Raw genomic sequence first — 21166 nt, forward strand, 5'->3', positions numbered from 1 at the left:
GGGCGGCCGGCTCGGGCTCGTCGGCGGTCGGCTCGGGCATGAGGCGCGACGAGAGGACTTCGCGGGCCCGCTGCACGTCCAGCTCCTTGCTCCACTTGGCGATGAACAGGGTCGCGACCGCGTTGCCGAAGAAGTTGACCAGGGCGCGGCACTCGGACATGAACTTGTCGATGCCGAAGATGAGCATGATCCCGGCGGCGGGGACGGTCCCGACGGTGGACAGGGTCGCGGTGAGGGCGATGAAGCCGCCGCCGGCGACGCCGGCGGCCCCCTTGGACGTCAGCAGCATGACCGCGAGCAGGCCGAGTTGCTGGCCGATGCTCAGATCAGTGTCGGTCGCCTGCGCGATGTAGAGGGTGGCCAGGGAGAGGTAGATGGCCGCGCCGTCGAGGTTGAAGCTGTAGCCGGTGGGGACCACCAGGCCCACCGTGGTGCGGTCGACCCCCATGAACGTGAGCTTGCGCATGAGGCCGGGAAGGGCGGGTTCCGCGGTGGAGGTGCCCAGGATGAGGAGGAACTCCTCCTTCAGGTAGCGGAAGAGCTGGAAGATGTTCAGCCGCACGTAGGCGCCGAGGACGCCGCCCAAGACCACGACGACGAACAGGATCGAGGTCGCGTAGAACAGGGCGATCAGCGAGCCGAGGCTGGTCAGCGTCGAGAGGCCGAACTTGCCGATGGCGTAGGCCATCGCGCCGAAGGCGCCGAGCGGGGCGGTCTTCATCACGAGGTTCAGGACCTTGAACACGACCTCGGTGAGCCGTTTCGCCCCGGCGATGAGGGGCTCCCCGGCGGGCCCGACGGCCTTCAGCGCGATTCCGAAGATCACGGCGAGGAAGATGACCTGCAGGATGTCGCCTTCGACGAAGGCGCCGAAGAAGCTGTCGGGGACCAGGCCGGTGAGGAAGTCGTACCAGTGCCGGGACTCCCCGCTGGAGATGTAGTCCTTCGCGGTGCCGCTGACAGTGATCTTGGACGGGTCGGCGTGCACGCCGTCCCCCAGCCGGAACAGGTTGATCGCCAGCAGCCCGGCCGCGAGCGCGATGATGGTGCCGACCTGGAAGTAGCCGAGCGCCTTGAGCCCGGTGACGCCGACCTTCCTCAGGTCGGCGACGCCGGCGATGCCGCCGATGATCGTCAGGAAGACGATCGGGCCGATCAGCATCTTCATCGCGGTGATGAACGTGGTCCCGATGGGCTGCATGGACTCGCCCGCGTTCGGCCATCGCCACCCCAGGACGATCCCGATGACGATCGCGAGCAGGACGTAGAAGTACAGCTGCCGGTACCAGGGCTTGGACGGCGGTCGTGTCATGTTCGGCTCGTGCTCCTCACTGGGGGTGGTGCCGACCACAGTGAGCCCTGTCACAAGGATCCGTCCAAGACCCGCTTCCTACAGGTTTTATAGGTTCTGCCTATGAGCCCCGGCAGGCAGGAGAGGACATGGACGCTCGCCAGCTCGAATACTTTCTGGCCATCGTCGACCACGGCGGATTCGGCCGGGCCGCCGAGCGTCTCCTGATCGCCCAGCCGTCCCTGTCCCAGGCCATCGCGCAGCTCGAACGGGACCTCGGCGTCCAGCTGTTCCACCGCACCGGCAGAGGCGCCGTCCTCAGCGACGCCGGCCGCGAGCTGATCGGTCCCGCCCGCCAGGTGATACGCGACCTCAGCACCGCGCGCGCCGCCATGGAGTCGCTGAAGGGGCTGCGCCGAGGGCGGGTCGAACTGGTGACCATGCCCTCACCCGGCATCGAACCGCTGGGCACGCTGTCCCGCATGTTCAGCGAACGGCACCCGGGCGTCACCCTGAGCGCCGAGGCGGCCTTCACCCCGGACGAGGTGGCGCAGAAGGTCATCAGCGGCGCCAGTGAGCTCGGGCTGGTCGGATCGGCGGGCTGGTCCCCGCATCCGGGCGTCGACGTGCTCCCCCTGGAGGAGCAGGAGTTCGTCCTGGTGGGAGCGGGCGCCGGCCCGTTCCCGCACGGCGACCCCGTCGCACCCGAGGCGCTCGTGGACGCGAGGATGATCGTGTCGCCGCGCGGCAGCCTCATGCGGCAGATCGTGGACGACATGCTGGCCGCGGGCATCGCCCTGCACATCGTGGCCGAAGTCGCCCATCGCACCTCGATCCTGCCGCTGGTGCTGCGCGACATCGGCCTGGCGGTCCTGCCCGCGGCCTGGGCACCGCTCGCACGCAGCGCCGGGGCACGGGTCGTCCCGCTGGACCTGCCCGCGCGCCTGCACATCGCCCTGGTGAGCCGCGCGGCGCCGCTGAGCCCCGCGGCGGCCGCGTTCCTGGCGACCGCGCGCGACTACACACCCCCCGCGCACGCGGCGGCCGAGGGCGAGCAGCGCTCATAGGAAATGCCTATGGACGGCATCGGCAGCGGGTCTTGGACTGAAGCCGAGAACCCGCGCTTCACTCAGAGCGTCCCCACCCGATAACCGCTCCCAAGGAGTGCCAGTGACGTCCCAGCGCGTTTTCCGGATCGCCGCGATCCCCGCCGACGGGGTGGGCGCGGAAGTCGTCGCCGCGGGCCGGACCGTCCTTGACGCGCTCGCCGCCGCCTCCCACGGCACCTTCGCCTTCGACTGGACCGAATTCCCGTGGGGCTGCGACCACTACCAGCGGACCGGCCGGATGATGGACGAGGACGGACTGGAAACCCTCAAGGACTTCGACGCCATCTATTTCGGTGCCGTCGGCTGGCCGACCGTCCCGGACCACGTCAGCCTCTGGGGACTGCGGCTCAAGATCTGCCAGGGCTTCGACCAGTGGGCCAACGTCCGGCCGGTGCATTTCCTGCCCGGTGTGCTCAGCCCGCTGCGCAAGGCCGCCGACACCGAACTCGACTGGGTGGTGGTCCGCGAGAACAGCGAAGGCGAATACTCCGGACTCGGCGGACGCAACCTGTCCGCCCGCGGACCCGGCAGCGAAGTCGCCGTCCAATCCGCGCTGTTCACCGAAACCGGCTGCGAACGCATCATGCGGTTCGCCTTCGACCTCGCCCGGACCCGGGTACGCCGCAAGGTCTCCAGCGTCACCAAAAGCAACGCCCAGCAGTACGGAATGGTGCTCTGGGACGAGGTCTTCACCCGGGTCGCAGCCGACTACCCGGACGTCGAAACCGAGAGCGTGCTGGTCGACGCGATGTCCGCCAAATTCGTCCTGCATCCCGAAGACCTGTCGGTGGTCGTCGCCTCCAACCTGCACGCCGACATCCTCTCCGACCTGGGCAGTGCAATGGCCGGAAGCCTGGGACTCGCCAGCAGCGCCAACCTCAACCCAGAGAAGCGCTTCCCCAGCATGTTCGAACCGGTCCACGGCTCCGCACCCGACATCGCCGGCCAGGGTCTCGCCAACCCGATCGGCGCCATCGGCAGCGCCGCCCTCATGCTCGGCCACCTGGGGCTGACCGACGAAGCCGCCCGCCTCACCAAAGCCATCGAGGCCACCACCGGCGCGGGCGTCCTCACCCCGGACGTAGGCGGACGAGCCACCACCACCGACGTCACCGCGGCGGTCATCGACCACCTCACCTGACGCCCTCGTCCCGTCAGGTGTTGGCGACCCTGTCCAGCAGGCGCCGCCAGACGCCGAACGCGATCTCCTCCTTGTCGCGCGGCAGGCCCATCCGGTTGCAGTGCAGGTGCAGCAGGCTCCCGGCGATGTTCATGCGGCCCGTCGCGAGTTCGTCGGTGCGCCGTGTGATCTCCGCCGCGGCGGGCCGCCAGATCTCCTCGGCCTCAGCGAGCGGGCGGGTGCCGCTGGTGAGGTCCGACCAGAGCGCGCGTCCTGCCTCGCGATATTCCGCGCCACCGATGTGGGCGGGGGCGGCAGACCGCGCCAGGCGGCGGCGGTCGTCGAGCGAGGGGAGCAGCAGCCGGCCCATGTGCTCCAGGCTGAGCGCGGTCCGCGTGACCCGATCTTCTTGGCCGAGGTGCCTGAGCAGCAGCGTGGCCGCGGTGCTGTCCCGCTGGAACCAGCGTTCGGCGTGCCCGATCAGCTCGGTGCCCCCGTAGCGGTCGATCTCGCGGTGGTAGGCGGCGAACGTGAACTCGATGATCCGGCCGTTGGCGGTCAGCGCGCGTGCCCAATCCGCGGTCGCGCCGAGGATCTTCTCGCGGACCGCCTCGTCCGGAACGTGGAACCGGACGCGAAGGTGGGGCGCGGGGTCGCGGTAACGGAGGAAGAACGGTTCCGCGACGCCGTACTGTGCGGTCAGCCGCTGGGCGAACGCGGCCAGCTCGCCCGTCACCAGGGCGTCGTGCGCGTCCGGTTCGGCATAGAGCTTGACGTACAGCCAGTCGCTGCCGACCGGTTTGACGCGCTCGGTCAAGGGTGCGCGCCGCGTCCCCGATCTCCGCGGTGCGGCCTCCCCTGCGGGACCAGGGCCGACTCGCAGGAGCGGAACCACGACTTCCGAGACATACCGCTCTCCGGAGGCGTCAGTGAGGAAACCCTCGTCCGGGTCGGGCAGCGCCTCCTCCAGCAGCACGCCGCCGCCCTGCGCCCGCGCTCGCGCCATCGCGGCGCGCAGCTCGGCCAGGGACGGCGCGCTCGCGAGATCGAGCAGGATGGAGTTGTCGGCCTGGATCATGTGGACGCGGCGCGGCACCATCCACGTCTCCATCCAGGTGCGCACGGCATCGGCGAAGGGGCCCAGCGGATCCGCGTGCCCCCACCCCGCGCTCCGGGCGACGGAGTCCTCGCGCATCCTCCAGCGGGCGCGCCGCAGCACGAGCCCGGCCCGTTCGATCCGCGGCAGGAACGGGGTGGCCTCGGCGAGGCGCTCCCACTCGAAGGGCGAGACCCGCCGCGCCTGCGCGGTCGAGGTCTCGACGAGGAACCGGCACACGTTCGGCGCCTTACCCAGGTTCAGCATCGAACGCTGGGTCACGTGCAGGCGGCGGTCCAGCCGAGGGCTGCGCAGGTAGAGCCGTCCGCCGTCCACGCCGGCGACGACGTCCGCCAGCTCGATCAGCCGGTCGGCGGGCCGGCAGGTCGCCACGTTGACCGGCAGCTCCCACTCGTGCAGCAGCGGCCGTATCGACACGTTCGCGGCCCGCGCGTCCGAGGGCAGGTAGGTCAGCTCGACGGTCAGCGCGTCCCTGACGAGCTCCTCCTCGGCGGCGGCCAGGTCACGCAGCGCGGACTGGACGTCCGGCGCGAGCAGGTCGTGGAACCGTCCGAAGGTCCGGCCGCCGAGGGTGACGCCGACCCCCGAGACGACGCCGCGCCAGCCCTCGCCATCTCCGCCGGGGCCCGTGACCTGCAGATGGACGTCGATCGAGGGCCACCGAGGCCGGTCGTCGCCGGCGAGGTGCGCGGCGTCGGCGAATTCGGCGAGGAGGTCGTCGTCGAGATCGACCTTGATGCTGCGCCGGGCCAGCGCGGTGGACACCAGCCGTACGAGCAGCGCCTCGCGGTCGGTCCAGGCCGGAGGATCGGCCCGCTCGCCGACGCCGGCAAGGGGATAGGACCGCTCCGGGCACAGGTAGCCCGCCGGAGGCCCGAGCCCGGACTCCTCGGAAAGGAGCTCCAGCACAGGGACCTCGGCGCCGAGCCCATAACGCTCGACGAAGGCGTCGGCGTACTCCCGCAGCGGCGGCGGATACTGATCGGAACCCACCACGGACAGCACGCGCCCCGCGTCCTCCGCTAGACGGGCCACCTCCTGAGGGAGGACGGCCGGCGACGCGACATCCAGCGCGGAGTCGATCTGCAGGACCTGGCCCTCGAAGTCCGCGGCGACGGCCCTGGCCCGTGACTCGATGTGCGCGCATTCGTCACGCTTCTGATTGAACGCCTGGATCGCGGCATCGACATCGTCGAGGGCCTTCGCCATCACCGGGTCCGCGGTGGCGGGCAGCATGGAGCGGAGCGGCGTGTCCTCGCGGCCGGCCAGCATTCCGGGACGTTCGACGGTGACGAGGATGTCGAGTTCGAGAAGCTCCCGCAGCAGGCCGTCGATCTTCTCCGCCGCGACACCGGGGTAGCCGGCCACCAGGTGGGCGCGTATGTCGCCGAGGGTCCTCGGCGCCGTCGTGTATTCGAGGACGGCGAGGACGGGCCCGTTCAGGCGAACGCTGATCGCGCGGTTCTCTTTCGTCCCGTAGCCGTCGGCCGACTGGAGCCACACCCTGCCTCGTCCCGCGTAAAGCAGATCGTTGTGGCGTACCAGCAGGTCAGGGGCGAGGCCCGCGTCCTTGGCAAGGCGCTTCGCCAGGTGCATCACCCAGCCCATGTCGGCCCTGGCCCGCGCCCTGCCGATGGCGGTATCACCGAGCCGCGCCTGTGCCGGGTCGCCGGGGCGGCCGAAGAAGCCGCCGGCGACCCCGGCGACGAGCCCGAACGGAGTCGCGCGGAGGCTCATCCTGTTGAGGTAGCGGCCGAGGCTCAGCACGGCCCGGCGCCGGTCCTTGGGGGACAGGTCATCGAAGCGGTCGACGGCATCGGCGAGGTCGGACGTCGCGGCCCGGACCGCGGCCGACACTCCGGGCACGGCCCACAGCTTGAGCAGCGCCTGGGCATAGCCGTCCTGCCAGCCGTCCTCGGCGTCGCCCGCCGCGGCCGGGAACGACTCCAGGACGTCCAGCATCGGACGGACCGGCAGCGCCGGCGCTCTGAGCAGGAAGAACCCGCGCGCCTTGTAGGGATGCCTCATGCCGTGCTCGCCGTGCTCATGGCCGTCGGTGCCAGGAACAGCACCTCGTCCCATCGGGAGGCTTCGGGGGAGACCGTACCGAGCAGGGCGAGCAGCACCCCGGCCGCGCCTTCGAGCAGCCCCGGGTTGTGCGACGGCCTGTCCGGCTCGGGCAGGTCGGCGAACACGAAAGGATGCTCGTCCGCCGCCATGGCGCACAACTGTGCGCGAGTGTCGTTCCGCATCTCCTCCAGAACGGGGTCGCCGGTCTGCGCGTAGGCCCGCGTGTACACGGCGAGCAGCCCGGCCAGGCCATGGCAGAGGGTGGGGGCGAACGTCCGGCGCTCGGACTGCGGGGTGTCCCGAACCCGGGTGAGCGCCGCGACCGCGAGCGAGGTGTCTCCGCTGATCGCGGAGGCCGACAGCAGCGCGGCCGCGACACCGGGTGCGCCATAGCACCAGGCCGTACGGGCTGGGGCGTCATCCTCGGTACGGACGGGAAGCCGGGATCCGGGGGCGGGCCGCAAGGCGCCCGGCCAGCTCGGGCCGCCACCTTCGTCCAACCGCCAATCGGCCAGCCGGTCCGCGAGCTCGGCGACCCGTTCCTCCGCCTCCCGCCGCCGGATCTCCGCTCGGGCCGCCAGCGTCAGCGCGGCCAGCATCCCCGGCAGCCCATGGGAGAAGCCCAGGTTGTACATCCCGTCCGGAAACTGGTCATGGAACCAGGGCGCCGCCTTCGGATACAGCCGTGGTGGGCAGAACCAGTTCGGCGCACCGTCCGCGTCGAGGGCCGTGACCTCAAGGAGGTAGGCGACGAGCCCGTCGGCGGCGTCCCGCAGCTTGCCGTCCGACCCCGCACCCACGGTCTCCGCGGCCTTCAGCACAGCGGCCAGCTGCCCCGCCGCACCATTGATCACGTCGTACTCGCCCAGCGCGACACCGCCGCGCCCAGGAAGACCCGGCGTACGCTCGGCCAGCCGATCGCTCACAGACCGCAGCGACTTCCCATAACGCGGATCACGCCGCGCGAACTCGGCCAGCACCCAGACGAAGCCCGCCGTCCCGGTGAACAGGCCCGCCGCCACCAATGGGTCCCGCGCGGTGGCCTCGACGGCGCGGCGAAGAATGGCCTGACCGGCCTTCAGATACCGCTCGTCATCCAGTACCTCGCTCGCATGGAGAAGGGCGAGCGCAATTCCGAGGTCACCGCTTCCCAAATTCTCCCACCCGCCGGCCGCCGGGGCGCCGGCCAATCGGTCGGCCACCCGGCGAGCGAGCGCGGTGACCTCTTTCCCGGTCAATCGCTCGTCATGCAAGATCGTCCCGCCGTTTCTCAATGCCCGTCCGGCGGAGCTCCGGCTCCCGCCGGACGAACCATTCTCACGCCGCGCCCTCATCGGGGACGGCCGGACGAGAACGGTCCGATGCTCCAGCCGGACGGTCACCATCCCAAGGCGCGAGGCGCAGTACGGTCAGGCGCCGCGCACCGGGCTGATCAGATACCTTCCAGGCAGGTGGGCGTGGACTGGCAGGGGGCGGTGAAGCACGGGCAGGAGTCGGTGCAGTCGAGGATCTCGGCGGACGTCGAAAGCTCCGAGACCCGGACGTCGAGGTCGAACTCGTCCTGGACGTCGACGCCGGCCTGGTCGGTGAGCGAGATCGTCATCAGTTCTCCGATCACTGTGGGAGCGAATTCGGCACCGGATCTCCGGATGCCGCCCTCGATAGGCCGCCGACGATGGAAATGGAATAAACCCCCTTCCAGGTCGGAATGGTCCGGCCGCGAACCCTTATCACCAAATCGCCGAGCGCACCATTGCAGCGAAATCTATCGAAGATCATCTAGCCGGTCAATGACACAGGGGACCCAACGCACTGCACACCGCGACGACCTTGTGGAACGCACCAAAACTCTCTCCAGAGGACACCGGCCACACCCACGAAATCCCGCACCCGTGAACGTCCCATCACCCTGAGTGCCGATCGAACCGAACTCGCGGCCGACGGCCATCGCATGTCAGCCCTTGGTCTGGGATGCGTCGGCGCGTGTCAGCTTCTGAATCTCTCCGAGGATGGAGGGCCAGAGAGGTTCGGGCAGGTCGTGCCCCATGCCCGGGTAGGTGCCCAGGCGGGCGCCGGGGATGGCGGCGGCCGTCGCACGTCCGGCCTTGGGACGGATGATCAGGTCGTTCACGCCATGGATGACGAGCGCGGGGACGCGTACCGCGTCGAACAGGCCGTTCGCGGTGGCCAGGCTGGGAGGTGACCAGCTCGTCGAGCACCCGGCCGCGGGCCGCCGTGGCCGGGTGGTCGGCAGTGACCGGGCGGCCTCCATCAGATCGGGCAACGGGTCCTGGCCGTCGCGCTCGCGCATCACAGCCCGCGCCTCAAGGAGAGCGGGAGCGCGCCCAGGGGCCGCCGACTCATCCAGTGCGGCAGTCCCCACGGCGATCCCGTCGTCCAGCCGGTCCCACAACCGGAGGACGCGATCGAACACGCGGTGGCGCTCCGCAGCCGGCCGGCTCCGACCCACTCGGCGGCGAGCATGTGCACCCGCTCCACCAGCGCCCCGGCCTCCGGATCGACCGCGCCCACCGGATAGACGTCGTAGAAGCCGCCTCCGACCATGTCCTCGTCACCGGACGGCCGGTAGCGGGCCACCAGTTCCACCCCGTCCAGTTCGTGCGGGTGGGGCGGCAGCAACTCGCGCATCAACGTCCCGGTGATGGACGACTCCGGCCGGAGCACCAGGACCTGGGAGCGCGATCACCATCATCGCGGCGGTCGACCCTCCCGTCGGGCCCGCGGAAGGCGACCGGGTGGCCACGCCCAGACCGCGGGACGATCACCAGAACGGCAGGCCGTCCACGCCGACTTCCCGGTGTCCTGCTCTCCGGCTCCGGATGGGCCTCGAACACACGGTCGCCTACCGGTGGGTGATCGCCTCCGCGCGCCGCCCCCCGTGTCCGTCCTCCCGAGGCCGGCTCGTTCGGCCGCAGAAGGGGGCCGTCAACGGTCACTGGCGCACGCCGGAATCGGTCGGTGTTCCTCGGGGTTGGACGGATGAATGTGGATCGCGGAGGTCGCCGATGTCGTTCGTCACGCTGCCCTCAGCCGCCTCCTGGCGGCATGGGGGGACTCGCACAGGGTTCGAGGTCGCGTTCTTCTCCCATGATGACCGTGGCCCACGGGCCGAGGGCACCACGACGGCCACCGAGGACGGCAAGTCCTGGGTCGTGGACTACATGATCCAGTTGGACGACTCATGGCTGACCAGATCGGCACGGATCGTTGGACGCAGCGGCGGCTCCACAATCGTCACGGTGATCGAGACGGACGGTAGGGGCCACTGGCAGGTCGACGGCGTTGCCGCGCCCCACCTGCAGGGATGTCTGGACCTGGACCTGGAGGCATCGGCGATGACCAATACCTTCCCGGTGCACCGTCTGCGCCTGCCCGCCAATCGTGCGGTCGCCGCGCCAGCGGCCTACGTCCGCGCGGTCGGACTGGAGGTCGGGCGGTTGGAACAGACCTATTCACAGCAAAGTGAAGAGCACTACGACTACACCGCCCCCGCATTCGACTTTGCCTGCCGCTTGGTCTACGACCAGCACGGCCTCATTCTCCACTACCCCGGCATCGCCACCCGGATACAGTGACCCACCCGCAAGTCCAGAGCGAACTCCCGCGGAACCACCACCCGAGGCGTGCCTTACCGTGCCCGTCAACCGACCAACGTCCGCTCATGCCGCCGGTCGGATGCTAGACCGGGCGCTCGCAGCCCACCTGCAGACCACCCGCGCCGCCGTCGTGCCGGCGAGCGGAATATAAGTGCCCGCCCGAGCGGGGTGATGGCCTCAGCCTCTTCCGCTGGTTCTCCAATTCGAACCGGACGGCGCCCGGCTCAGGTCCACGACGCAAAACAGGTTCCGTCCGGGTCGGCGAGAACGACGAAGTCCGGATTCGGCGGATAGGCTCCAGCCGACTCGGCTCGCTCCGAGGCCGATCAGATGGCCAGACCGTGATCGGTCAGGACAGCCACGGCTTCCGGCCCTTCCGTGGAGGTCCCTCCGGGTCGACACGTGCCAAGCGCGTGAACCGGGACGCGGAGCCGAATCGATAGCAGGTACCAGATATCCCCTCCGCCGATACGCCGCATGTACATCCGCCTTGAGGCCGCTTCGAGGCCGGAAATGAGAGCACCGCTGACCGTGTTTCTGCTGGTCAGAGGCCTGAAGGTAGGCAGGGGGCGAATTTCTGGCGGTGTCGCTGGTGGCCCATCGTGGTTACGGTCGGGTGCGTCGGTGGGACGCCTGCGCCGCCGCCCCTGAAGGCGCATCTCGATGTCCCGGCCTCCGCCGAACAGGTCGTTGCGAGGCTGCACGGTCACCTGGTCGGGGATCTGGAGACCGGAATCGCCCGGAGCCCGGTCCTGACCAGGGAACTGATGACGACATGTCCGCAGACCAGGATCGTAAATCCCAGGGGTGAAATTGGGTGCCCCTGATGGTGTCGGCGACCAACGGGGGCGGTGGCCGCAAGCGCGGCCGACACCGCGATGACGGTGATGATGCTCGTTGGACGCCTGGTGACGATGGGGCCTGGGGCGTGCCGGTAGGTGTGTTCAGAGGGTGGCCGGTTTGCGGGCGGTGAGCAGGCGGGTCGGGACCCACGGGCTGCCCCACCACGCGCGCCAGCCGAGGCCGCGCACGCGGATGTCCTGGGCGTTCAGCCGGGCCAGCACCGCAGCGTACTTGCGGGGGGTCCGCGCCAGGTCGGCGATCAGCAGGCGGCCGCCCGGCCGCAGCACCCGGTACGCCTCGGCGATCGCTTGGGCGCGGGCATCCGCGCCGAAGATGGTGTGCACCGTCAGGCTGGACACGACCAGGTCGAAGCTTGCCTCCGCGTACGGGAGTCTGCGCAGGTCACCCCCTTGCACGTGAACGCGGTCGGCGACGCCTTCGGCGCGGGCGTTGCGCAGGGTCGCCGCCGGGGTGTTGCCGGACTGGTCCCGTCCGCGCCACAGGTCCACGCCGACCACCTGGCCCCGCGGGAGGTGCCGGGCGGCGGCCAACAGGACGGCGCCACGTCCGCAGCCGAGGTCGAGTAGCCGTTCGTCGCCACGCAGGTCCAGCTCGTCCAGCACGTCCCGCCAGACCAGGAACTTGCCGCGCAGCGTCGCGTGCAGGCTCAGGGCCAGGCATCCCGCCAGCAGGGTGCCGGAGACCAGCGCGGGCAGCGCGGCGGCCAGATCGGAGGTGACCGCCATCACCAGCCCGGTCACCCAGAACCCCAGCACGACCAGGCCCACGAAGCCGAACCCGTAGGGCGCATCCATCCCGTACCGCGCGCCAGGCATCCCGCCACTCTGCCACGAACCGGCCCGCTCCGGGGGCCGGCTACGACGCACTCGTCCACCGCCGACCAACTCGCCACCGAGTACCCGACACCGTGGTGACGCGACCCGGTCTTCATCCGCGACGGCGACGTGTGGACGGGCGCCGGGCTGAGCGCGTGCCCGGACCTGTCGCCCGCGCTGGTCGCCGACGACCACGGGCAGGACATCGCGCTGCGCGTGGCACGGCAGCTGGTGATTTACCTGAAACGGCCCAGCGGGCAGAGCCAGTTCAACGTTTCGCTCGACCAGGTCCCCACAATCATGGGACAAGCCGTAGTCCGCAACCGCGCCAGCGACGGCGTTCTCATCAAGGATTTCACCGAACCCGGCGGGCTCCACGTGCTGATCGGCCTCGCCGGGCCTGGCGCCAGCATCGTCATGCAGCTGCGCCAGGTGCTGACGAGCCCGGGCGCAGGACGAGGCGTCGCTCACGGCCGATGTCATCATGCGGGTCGAGGACGCCCTCGCCGCGCCCAGTCTGGTGTGGTCGCTGCCGACCATCTTCTTGTACGGAGACTCGTTCGTCTCGGCCGCCGGAGAGCCGGCCCGCGAGCAGGCCCGCCGCGCCGCCCGCGAATGCGCGGCGGTCATCGCCGGCGTCGGCACCGACCACCGAGACGATCCAGATCGTCAAGGCGGCGCTAGGCCATGCTCAAGCCCACAAGACCAAAGAACGCACTCTTCTGCCGCCGGTCGGGCGCTGGCCTGCTCAGCTCTGCCGATGAGCGGTGCGCAAAGTGTGTTGGCTTTCGTCCAGGCGACTTTCCAGTCCTCACCACTCTGGACCGGCTCGCCGACGATCTGGTCTACATCGTCGATCAGGTCGATGAAGTGGGACGTCTTGCCAGATTGTCGGGGCAGATCGTGGGGCGGTCGCTCGCCTGGTGCGAACTAAGGTAAGGGATATAGCGTTGGCGCTGTCAGCAACCATTTAACCTTGAAACGGTGACACGCCCGTGAACGGCGACTCCTCCGCCAGCCAACCGCAGCAGCGCAGCCTCGATACGAGCGTGGCGCACACCGCCCGGGTCTGGAACTGGTTTCTCGGCGGCAAGGACAACTACATGGCCGACCAGGCAGCCGGGACACAGGTCGCCGAGGTCAACCCGGATGTGATCCACCTGGCCCGAGCCTCCCGGGCCTTTCTGGTACGTGGCACCTCCTATCTCACCGGCGAGGCCGGGATCCGGCAGTTCCTCGACATCGGAACGGGGCTGCCCACGGCCAACAACACCCATGAGGTTGCGCAGTCCATCGCCCCCGAATCGCGGATCGTCTACGTCGACAACGATCCGCTTGTACTGGTGCACGCGGAGGCCCTGCTCAGTAGCACCCCGGACGGCGTCACCCACTACATCGAGGCCGATCTGCAGGACCCCGAGACGATTCTGCACGAGGCGGCCGGCATCCTGGACTTCGACCAGCCCATCGCCATCATGCTGATCGCGATCTTGCACCATATCCCGGACACGGGGAAGGCTCAGGCGATCGTCCGGCGGCTGCTGGAGGCAGTCCCGCCGGGCAGCCACTTGGGGATCGCGCACGCAGCGCACAGTGAGGCGATGGACAGGGGCGCCGCCGAGTGGAACAAGGTCGGCAAGCCGCCTTTGGTTCCGCGCCATCCCGAGGAGATCGCGGCCTTTTTCGAGGGCCTCGACATGCTGGAACCCGGTCTGGTCACCACGACGCGGTGGCGTCCGGACGGCTTTGATCTCGGCGTCGTCCGGGATGTGGATCAACTGGCCGGCATCGGCCGCAAGCCCTGAGACGCCACAAGGCCATATCTGTGCAGGTGAGAGGCCAGGTACTCGTAATTCCGGCGGCGGGCATGATCGGTTGGGCGGTGGGTGAGGTGTGCCAGTGGTCGGGGTCGTGTGCCGCCGTTGCTGTCACCCGTCGGCCGTCTTCGTGAAGGTCGCACGCTGTGCGGTGAGGTTGGGCCGGGCTTGGAAGCCGGCATTGAGCCAAACCGCTTGGGTGTGCTTCGAGTCGGTGGCCCACCATGCTTGGTAGTCGAAAGCGCTACGGGGGAGAGCGGCGCCGATCACTGCTGAGACCTCCGCGAACGTCATCTCGATGCGCTGGCGGCCGTCTGACCGAAGATGGCGCTCCAACCGCTCGTACTGCTCTCGCCGGACCACGGCTCCATCATGGGCGATCGGTCCACGGTCATACGAGCTGGTTGTTAGCACTGGCGTTAGCAGTCGGGTCAGGCTTCGAGCCCGGTAAGCAAGCGCGCTACATCGAGTCCGGTGTTCAGGTAGTCCACGAACAAGGAGTTGTTCAGCGCCCACTTCGATCGGCGGTAGCGGACTAGGAAGATGGCGTCATCGGTGCTGTAACCCGACAGCGTGAGGGCATGGGCGATGACGAGACCGGATCGGTTGTAGCCGGAATGGCAGCGGACCAGCACACGCCTACCTTGGCCGATCGCCTCTACCGCCAGTTCGGCTGCCTGACAGATCGCCGTGATCTGCTCAGCGGTCAGCGGTCCATCGGGAACTTCCACACACTGGTGGTCGACGCCGCCGCTTGGACCGTGCCCCTCTCGCGTGTACAAGCTGATCACTAGATCGAACTCATTACCCACGATGACCGGCGCCCGGTTCCCCATCGGGTCCCGGTAGTAGTGGCCGCCCATCCACAGCAACGGGACGATCTCGTCCCACGGCTTCCCCGCATAGGGCGTTCCTCGGCCCTTGGTTCGCATGGCCCTGCTCCCGCCAGCGCAACCCGGATCACCGTAGGCCGGGCAAGATCAACCAGACATGCCTTCACGGTACAGCCAGAACTGCTGATTTCGGTATAGCGGGAGAGACGACGGCCAGGAGCGGCCGAGTTTCTCGATGCGACCCACCGGCATTTAACGCCTCGCCACCCCCCTCCTACGACATGCGCTGATGTGCGCTGCGTAAGCTGCTGCGAGCCTCCTTGGGAGGTATGGCACCCATCTCAGCGAAGTCCACGCTGTTAGCTCGGGAATCAAACCGCGCCCGGTCGTCAGGGCGCCTGACCTGGCCTCCACTCGTACCGCAAGTGACCGTGACTGCCCCTTGATCGCTACTCGACCACCCTCGGCTGCCTGAGCGCCGACCGCGTCGAGCACAACCGGCGCGAACACGGCGACGAGATCTCGACCGGGCGTCTGCCTTTCGAGGACGACCAGGTCCTCGTCATCGCGCACTTGCGCTACCTCGGCCAAGGCAGGACCCCCGGCGAAGCACTCCTCACCGCCGCCATCACCGGCAAGCCGTTGCCGCCACTCGACCCGTCCGCCTCGCCCACCACGCCACAAGGGGCCACGAGTTGACCGACCTCGTCCTGACCGTCGACGAAGCCGCCGAACGGGCTCCGCGTGAGCCGCTGGACGCTCTACAACCTCATCCGCTCCAACCAACTCCGCACGGTCAAGATCGGCCGCCGCCGACTCGTCCCCGCCAACACCCTCGCCGAATGCCTCGACCAGCTCTCGGAGGTTGCTGCCTGATGACCATGACCCTGCTCGCCGTCCCGGACGAGCCCGAAGAGACACCGGGCTCCAAGCCTCGTAAGAGCCGCTCGCGCAAGCGCGCCAACGGGGAAGGGACGATCTACCAGCGGAAGGACGGGCGATACGAGGGCGCGGCCTTCGTCCCGACCACCGCCGGCACCTTCAAGCGGGTCCGCGTGTACGGCAAAACTCGTGACGAGGTGCGGCGCAAACTGACCAAGCTCCTGGAACAGGCCGACCATGGCATCCCCGTATCGGCCGAGAGCTGGACCGTAGAGCAGTACCTCACGTACTGGTTGGACAACGTCGTACGGCCTGAGCGCAAGCCGCGCACGGTGCAGGGATACGAGAGCGTCATTCGGCTCTACCTCGTCCCCGAACTGGGCAAGAAGCGGCTCGGCAAGCTGGCCGTTCGCGACGTTCGGGCCTTCATCAACCGCGTCCGGGCGCAGTGCCTCTGCTGCAAGCACGAGGTCGACGCGCTCCACGATGTGTCCCGGTGCTGCGCTCTCAAGGGTGGCAAGTGCTGCGAGTCGCACCCGTCCGTGCGAATGGTCCAATCGATTCACGCCGTGCTGCGCAACGCGCTGGAGTCAGCTGTCCGCGAGGAGGTCATCCCCCGCAACGTGGCCAGGCTGGTCAAGGTCGGTGCGCCGAAGTACAAGGTGAACCGCGGACTTACGGTCGACCAGGCGCGCAATGTCCTCAAGGCGGCCCGCCACGAACGGCTCTACGCGCTGTACGTCCTGGCACTCTGCCTCGGCTTGCGGCGCGGCGAGCTGCTCGGCCTGCGCTGGGAGGACGCCACCCTCGTCGGCTGCCGGCCTGCGAGGGGGAGGGCGGCGAGGTGGACGGCGCCGAATGCCAGACCTGCGCCGATAGCGGCGTCGAGAGCGCCACGCTGGAAGTCACGCAGACGCTCCAACGGGTCGGGGGAGCGCTGCGGTTCGTTCGCCCCAAGACCGACGACTCCGAGCGAGGTCGGACGGTGGGCGAAGTGTGCCGACGGCAGGGAACGATTGCCGCTGTTGCTGTCACCGTTGCTGTCAGCTGGCTTGGCTCTGCGACGCCGGGCCGACTCGGAGCGTCCTGAGGTGGTTGGATCACGCTGCTGCGTGCTCGCCAACGGTGATGGTGAACGTGGTGTGCATGGCCTTGGCGATCCGGTCCAGCATCGCCAGGGTCGGCACACCTCCACCGCCCTCGATGCGCGACAGCGCGGGCTGTGTGATGCCTGCGAGCTCGGCCACCTCTGCCTGGGTGAGCCCCAGTTCCCTGCGGCGCTCGCGGATCATGTCGCCGAGCCGGAGGTCAAGGCCGGCAAGGTCGTACTCGGGGTGGCTGGGTGCTCCCTCGCGCAGCCGCCGCTCACGGTCAAGCTTCCAACGGGTGTGCCCGGCCATCACTCGCTCCTCTCGTAGACATGGTCTGCTGGTCCTGTGTGGGACGTCTCGCAGACCCGTCGTGCGTTCGCTGCTCGCTCCACGTCCCGTGGTTGCGCGTCGTTGCGAACCTTCTGGAACACCGTCAGTAACACGATCAAGCGGCCAGGCCCGGTCGGTAGCCAGTACGTGATTCGCCAGGCCGTGTCCTCCAGGTGGAAGCGCAGTTCGCGGACGCCGTCGCGTAGTGCCTTGGTGTGGTCTCCATCGAGCATGTCACCTCGGTCGACCAGGTAGTCGTCCACGTTGCGCATGACGCGCTGATACTGGGCGAACGTCAGCGTGTCCAGCCACGTGACGACCTCAGGCTCCATCTCGATCTCGAACATACGATTGATGATATATACCATCGACGGTAAGTCTCGAAACCGAGTCTGTCCAGCCCCGGATCCGTTGGTGGCCCTGGCCGGGGGACGATCTATGTGCGGTGATTCCTCGACCGTCCGCCGTGGGGCATCGCTCGTTGCTGTCAAACACAACGCCCCGGGCCTGTTGGCTCCGGGGCGTTTCTGCTGGTCATTAAGGTGGGCAGGGGCGGGGTCGAACCGCCGACCTTCCGCTTTTCAGGCGGACGCTCGTACCGACTGAGCTACCTGCCCAGGACGCGTGTTGGTGCGTCTGGCGGTCCTGACGGGATTTGAACCCGCGGCCTCCACCTTGACAGGGTGGCGAGCACTCCTAACTGCTCCACAGGACCTTGCTGCTCCGAGCTTAGCGGCTCCGGAGGGGTGTCTCGGCCGAGTGATCCGGCGCTTGGCGACGTCCGAGAGCATACGCGATGGCCGTGGGGCGCGCCAACTCGATTACCGGGGGCGGGCGAGGGGCAAGATCGTAACGGAGAGGTACCGGGCCGATACCGGATGGACGGGTGTGTTTCGTGTTTGGGGCCGGGGTCCTAGTCTGTCCGGGTTGCGCAACCGTGCGTGATCAGAGGGTGGCGCCGTTCGCGTGAGGGCGGCCCTAGAGGTGAGGGAGGCCGCGTGGTCGCAAAGCTCCCAGCAGACGAGAGCGCGGAGGAGTATCAGCGCGGGCTTGGGACCCGCCAGATCCAGATGCTCGCCATCGGCGGGACGATCGGTACCGGGCTGTTCCTCGGTGCCGGGGAGAACATCGCCAAGGCCGGGCCGAGCCTGATCCTGACGTACGCCGTGGCGGGGCTGGCGTTGTTCTTCGTCATGCGGGCGCTCGGTGAGCTGCTCACGTACCGCAGGGCGGAGGGCGGGTTCGCCGGGTATGCCCGGGAGTTCCTGGGGCCGTTCTGGGGTTACGCCACTACCTGGACGTACTGGATCATCTGGGTGACGACCGGCATGGCGGAGCTGACCGCGGCCGGCAAGTACATCCAGAAGTGGTGGCCCGGGGTCGAGCAGTGGCAGACGGCGCTGGTCGCGCTGATCATCCTGTTCGTGGTGAACCTGATCTCGGTGAAGCTCTTCGGTGAGCTGGAGTTCTGGTTCGCCATGATCAAGGTCGCGGCGATCGTGATGATGATCCTGGTCGGGCTCGGGGTGCTGATCTTCGGGTTCAGCGACGCGGGCGAGACGGCGCGGGTCGGGAACCTGTGGGACCACGGGGGCGTGTTCCCCGAGGGGACCAGTGCCACGATCATGACGCTGCAGATGGTGATGTTCGCCTACCTGGGCGTCGAGCTGGTCGGTGTGACGGCGAGCGAGGCGAAGGATCCGGAGAAGAACATCCCGCGGGCGATCAACGCGCTGCCGCTGCGGTTCGCGCTGTTCTACCTCGGGTCGCTGCTGGTCATCCTGGCCGTGGTGCCGTGGACGGCGTTCAAGGGCGGGGCGAGCCCGTTCGTGCTGGCGTTCGACAAGATCGGCATTCCGGGCGGCGGGGACATCGTCAACTTCGTGGTGCTGACCGCGGCGCTGTCGTCCTGCAACGCGGGCGGGCTCTACTCGACGTCCCGGATGCTGCGGACGGCCGGTGTGAACGGCGACGGCCCGAAGGCGCTCGGACGGCTCAGCGAGCGTGGTGTGCCGGTGCTGACCGTGGTCATCTCCGCGCTCGTCATGGGCATCGGTGTGATCGTCAACGCGGTGGTGCCGGAGAAGGCGTTCGAGTACATCACGTCCGTGTCGACGGGTGGCGCTCTGCTGGTGTGGACGGTCATCCTCGTCGCGCACATGATCTACCGGCGCCGGTCGGTGGCCGGGGAGCTGCCCGAGTCGTCGTACCGCATGCCGTGGGCCCCGTACACGAACTGGATCGTGCTGGCGTTCTTCGCGTTCGTCACCGTGACGATCGCGTGGGAGGCGGACACGCGCATCGCGTTGTACGTGATGGCGGCATGGGCGGCGCTGATCGTGATCGCCTGGCCGTTCGTCCGGCGCAACTCGCAGGACGCGAAGGTCAAGGTCGCCGTGGCGGAGGAGAGCACGACCGCCTGAGCATGGGACGTCCCGGCGGTCCGGCCGCCGGGACGTCGCCTGCCGTGGGATGATCCCTGTAGCGGTTCCATCCCTCCGGAGGCGCACATGACCAGCAGGCTCGAGATCCGAGTGCGATGGGTCCTGCTGGTCGTGGTGGGTGTCGCGAACATCGTCGGTTCGCTGGTCGTGCTGCTGTTCGCGACGTTCGTGGTCCCCGATCCGCCGCTGGACGACCGCGACTACGTCCACCTGGTGAACGCGGTGGCGTTCTTCAGCTATCCGGTGGTGGCGGCGCCCGTGGCGCTGCTGACCGGGTTGTGGCTGTGGCGGCCGGTGGTCCATTTCGTCCGGGACGGGGGCGAGCCCGACCGGCACCAGCGGCGGGCGGTGCTGCTCGGCCCGCTCCGGCTGACCCTGCTCATCGGCGCGCTGTGGACGGTCGGCGCCCTCGGCTGGGCGGTCCTCGACCTGGTCCTGTTCACCGGGCGGCTCGCCGTGAAGACGGGCCTGACGTGCCTGCTCGGCGCGGCCACGACCTGCACGATCGTCTACCTGCTGTCGGAGCGGCTGCTGCGTCCGACGGCGGGGATGGTGCTGGGCGCGGAACGTCCGAAACGGTTCCGGCTGCCGGGGGTGACCACGCGGGTGATGCTCGCCTGGGCGCTCGGGACGGCGATCCCGGTGTTCGGGCTGATCTGCGTCGCGATCGCCGCGCTGGCCGCGCCCGACATCAACGTCACGCAGCTCGCGATCACGATCCTCGGGCTCGGCGGCGTCGCGCTGGTCGCGGGGGTCTATGTCCTCTACATGGCGACGCGGGCGATCGCCGATCCGATCAAGTCGGTGCGCAAGGGAATGGCGCAGGTCGAGCGCGGCGACCTCGGCGCCGAGGTCGCGGTGTACGACGCGAGCGAGGTCGGGCAGCTGCAGGCCGGGTTCAACCACATGGTCGCGGGGCTGCGCGAGAACGCGCGGCTGCGCGACCTGTTCGGCCGGCACGTCGGCGAGGAGGTCGCCGACCTGGCGCTGGAGCGCGGCGACATCACGCTCGGCGGCGAGACGCGCGAGGTGGCCGTCCTGTTCGTCGACCTGACCGGGTCCACCAGGCTGGCCGACACGCGCGGCCCGGACGAGGTCGTCGGGCTCCTCAACCGGTTCTTCGGCGTCGTGGTGACGGTGGTGGCGGCGCACGGCGGCTGGATCAACAAGTTCGAGGGGGACGCGGCGCTCGCGATCTTCGGCGCGCCGACCCAGCTGGAGGACTCGGCCGGCGGCGCGCTCGGCGCGGCCCGCGAGCTGGCGGTGCGGCTGCGCGCCGAGGTGCCGGTGCTGGACGCGGGGATCGGTGTGTCCGCGGGCCTGGTCGTCGCCGGGTACATCGGCGCCAAGGAGCGGTTCGAGTACACGGTGATCGGCGATCCGGTGAACGAGGCGGCCCGGCTCAGCGACCTCGCCAAGGGGGTGGACGGACGGGTGCTGGCGTCGTCGGCCGTCCTCGACCTGGCCCACCTCGCCGAGTCGGACGAGTGGGACGTCGGCCGGTCGGTGACCTTGCGAGGGCGAAGCCGTCCCACCCGGCTCGGCACGCCCCGGAGTCCGGTGATCATGGCGCCCGAGCCGCCGCCGAGGCCCCGGGTGCGCGTTCCGCGTCCGCTGCGGCGCAGCCGGAAGCTGCTGCTCGGCGCGCTGATCCTGTCCAAGGCGGCCAAGAGCGCACGTCCCCCCGAAGCGGACAAGCCGGACGGCGCCGAATAGCCGTTTCGCCGGAACCGCCGTGTCTGGCTCGTCCCGGAGCAGGCGGATGC

Annotated in this window: 18 protein-coding genes, 2 tRNA genes and 1 pseudogene; 8 read left to right on the forward strand and 13 right to left on the reverse strand. The window is 69.1% G+C overall.

Annotated features, from left to right (window positions below):
- On the reverse strand, nucleotides 1–1312 hold a 1312-nt coding region (dctA, locus tag E1293_RS21405; RefSeq protein ID WP_132199226.1), incomplete at its 3' end, for a C4-dicarboxylate transporter DctA.
- Nucleotides 1313–1440: 128 nt separating this feature from the next.
- Between dctA and E1293_RS21410 the strand changes: the two genes are divergently transcribed.
- Together E1293_RS21410 and E1293_RS21415 are read left to right on the forward strand one after the other, a co-directional pair.
- Nucleotides 1441–2358, forward strand: a complete 918-nt coding sequence (locus E1293_RS21410; RefSeq protein ID WP_132199227.1) for a LysR family transcriptional regulator — start codon at nucleotides 1441–1443, stop codon at nucleotides 2356–2358.
- A 103-nt stretch (nucleotides 2359–2461) separates the two neighbouring features.
- Nucleotides 2462–3541, forward strand: coding sequence for a tartrate dehydrogenase (locus E1293_RS21415; protein ID WP_132199228.1), 1080 nt, complete (start codon nucleotides 2462–2464; stop codon nucleotides 3539–3541).
- 13 nt (nucleotides 3542–3554) lie between these two features.
- Here the strand turns inward: E1293_RS21415 and E1293_RS21420 are convergent, their stop codons facing one another.
- The 5 genes from E1293_RS21420 to E1293_RS21435 all read right to left on the reverse strand — a co-directional run bounded on the left by E1293_RS21420 (nucleotide 3555) and on the right by E1293_RS21435 (nucleotide 9356).
- Nucleotides 3555–6665, reverse strand: coding sequence for a lantibiotic dehydratase (locus tag E1293_RS21420; protein WP_132199229.1), 3111 nt, complete (start codon nucleotides 6663–6665; stop codon nucleotides 3555–3557).
- Nucleotides 6662–7861, reverse strand: a complete 1200-nt coding sequence (locus E1293_RS21425) for a lanthionine synthetase C family protein (protein ID WP_165978335.1) — start codon at nucleotides 7859–7861, stop codon at nucleotides 6662–6664. The genes E1293_RS21420 and E1293_RS21425 overlap by 4 nt, the downstream gene beginning before the upstream one ends.
- Before the next feature lie 278 nt (nucleotides 7862–8139).
- Nucleotides 8140–8310: a hypothetical protein gene (locus tag E1293_RS47585; RefSeq protein WP_165978336.1), complete on the reverse strand. Its 171-nt coding sequence runs from the start codon at nucleotides 8308–8310 to the stop codon at nucleotides 8140–8142.
- A 351-nt stretch (nucleotides 8311–8661) separates the two neighbouring features.
- Nucleotides 8662–9018, reverse strand: coding sequence for an alpha/beta fold hydrolase (locus tag E1293_RS21430; protein WP_132199231.1), 357 nt, complete (start codon nucleotides 9016–9018; stop codon nucleotides 8662–8664).
- Nucleotides 9018–9356, reverse strand: coding sequence for a hypothetical protein (locus tag E1293_RS21435; protein ID WP_132199232.1), 339 nt, complete (start codon nucleotides 9354–9356; stop codon nucleotides 9018–9020). The genes E1293_RS21430 and E1293_RS21435 overlap by 1 nt, the downstream gene beginning before the upstream one ends.
- A gap of 377 nt (nucleotides 9357–9733) precedes the next feature.
- Here E1293_RS21435 and E1293_RS21440 point away from each other — a divergent pair, with 377 nt between their 5' ends.
- Complete coding sequence (locus tag E1293_RS21440; protein ID WP_132199233.1) at nucleotides 9734–10303, forward strand: putative glycolipid-binding domain-containing protein; 570 nt, start codon at nucleotides 9734–9736, stop codon at nucleotides 10301–10303.
- Nucleotides 10304–11268: 965 nt separating this feature from the next.
- Here E1293_RS21440 and E1293_RS21450 read toward each other — a convergent pair.
- Complete coding sequence (locus tag E1293_RS21450) at nucleotides 11269–12003, reverse strand: class I SAM-dependent methyltransferase (RefSeq protein ID WP_132199234.1); 735 nt, start codon at nucleotides 12001–12003, stop codon at nucleotides 11269–11271.
- Nucleotides 12004–12998: 995 nt separating this feature from the next.
- Between E1293_RS21450 and E1293_RS21465 the strand changes: the two genes are divergently transcribed.
- Complete coding sequence (locus tag E1293_RS21465) at nucleotides 12999–13808, forward strand: SAM-dependent methyltransferase (RefSeq protein ID WP_132199235.1); 810 nt, start codon at nucleotides 12999–13001, stop codon at nucleotides 13806–13808.
- Between the two features lie 123 nt (nucleotides 13809–13931).
- Here E1293_RS21465 and E1293_RS21470 read toward each other — a convergent pair whose 3' ends face one another.
- Nucleotides 13932–14183: a DUF7662 domain-containing protein gene (locus E1293_RS21470; RefSeq protein WP_132199236.1), complete on the reverse strand. Its 252-nt coding sequence runs from the start codon at nucleotides 14181–14183 to the stop codon at nucleotides 13932–13934.
- Nucleotides 14184–14251: 68 nt separating this feature from the next.
- Nucleotides 14252–14752, reverse strand: a complete 501-nt coding sequence (locus E1293_RS21475) for a protein-tyrosine phosphatase family protein (protein WP_132199237.1) — start codon at nucleotides 14750–14752, stop codon at nucleotides 14252–14254.
- Between the two features lie 645 nt (nucleotides 14753–15397).
- Here E1293_RS21475 and E1293_RS21485 point away from each other — a divergent pair.
- Nucleotides 15398–15529, forward strand: coding sequence for a helix-turn-helix domain-containing protein (locus E1293_RS21485; protein ID WP_132199238.1), 132 nt, complete (start codon nucleotides 15398–15400; stop codon nucleotides 15527–15529).
- Between the two features lie 5 nt (nucleotides 15530–15534).
- Nucleotides 15535–15912: pseudogene (locus E1293_RS49510) on the forward strand (site-specific integrase); the annotation flags it as partial.
- Between the two features lie 723 nt (nucleotides 15913–16635).
- Here the strand turns inward: E1293_RS49510 and E1293_RS50510 are convergent.
- From E1293_RS50510 to E1293_RS21510, 4 genes are all read right to left on the reverse strand, one after another.
- Entirely contained in the window at nucleotides 16636–16935 is a 300-nt protein-coding gene (locus E1293_RS50510; protein WP_132199239.1) for a helix-turn-helix domain-containing protein, read from the reverse strand.
- Entirely contained in the window at nucleotides 16935–17303 is a 369-nt protein-coding gene (locus E1293_RS21500) for a type II toxin-antitoxin system RelE/ParE family toxin (RefSeq protein ID WP_207938997.1), read from the reverse strand. The genes E1293_RS50510 and E1293_RS21500 overlap by 1 nt, the downstream gene beginning before the upstream one ends.
- Before the next feature lie 196 nt (nucleotides 17304–17499).
- Nucleotides 17500–17573, reverse strand: a tRNA-Phe gene (locus E1293_RS21505).
- A gap of 20 nt (nucleotides 17574–17593) precedes the next feature.
- Nucleotides 17594–17671 (reverse strand) — tRNA-Asp (locus E1293_RS21510).
- Between the two features lie 283 nt (nucleotides 17672–17954).
- Between E1293_RS21510 and E1293_RS21515 the strand changes: the two genes are divergently transcribed.
- Together E1293_RS21515 and E1293_RS21520 are read left to right on the forward strand one after the other, a co-directional pair.
- Complete coding sequence (locus tag E1293_RS21515) at nucleotides 17955–19379, forward strand: amino acid permease (RefSeq protein ID WP_207938998.1); 1425 nt, start codon at nucleotides 17955–17957, stop codon at nucleotides 19377–19379.
- 87 nt (nucleotides 19380–19466) lie between these two features.
- Nucleotides 19467–21116 carry an adenylate/guanylate cyclase domain-containing protein gene (locus E1293_RS21520; RefSeq protein WP_132199241.1) on the forward strand — a complete coding sequence of 550 codons (1650 nt, stop codon included), beginning with the start codon at nucleotides 19467–19469 and terminating at the stop codon, nucleotides 21114–21116.
- The last annotated feature ends 50 nt before the right edge of the window (nucleotides 21117–21166 follow it).

This window comes from Actinomadura darangshiensis, from assembly GCF_004349235.1.
GTDB classification, from domain to species: Bacteria; Actinomycetota; Actinomycetes; order Streptosporangiales; family Streptosporangiaceae; genus Spirillospora; species Spirillospora darangshiensis.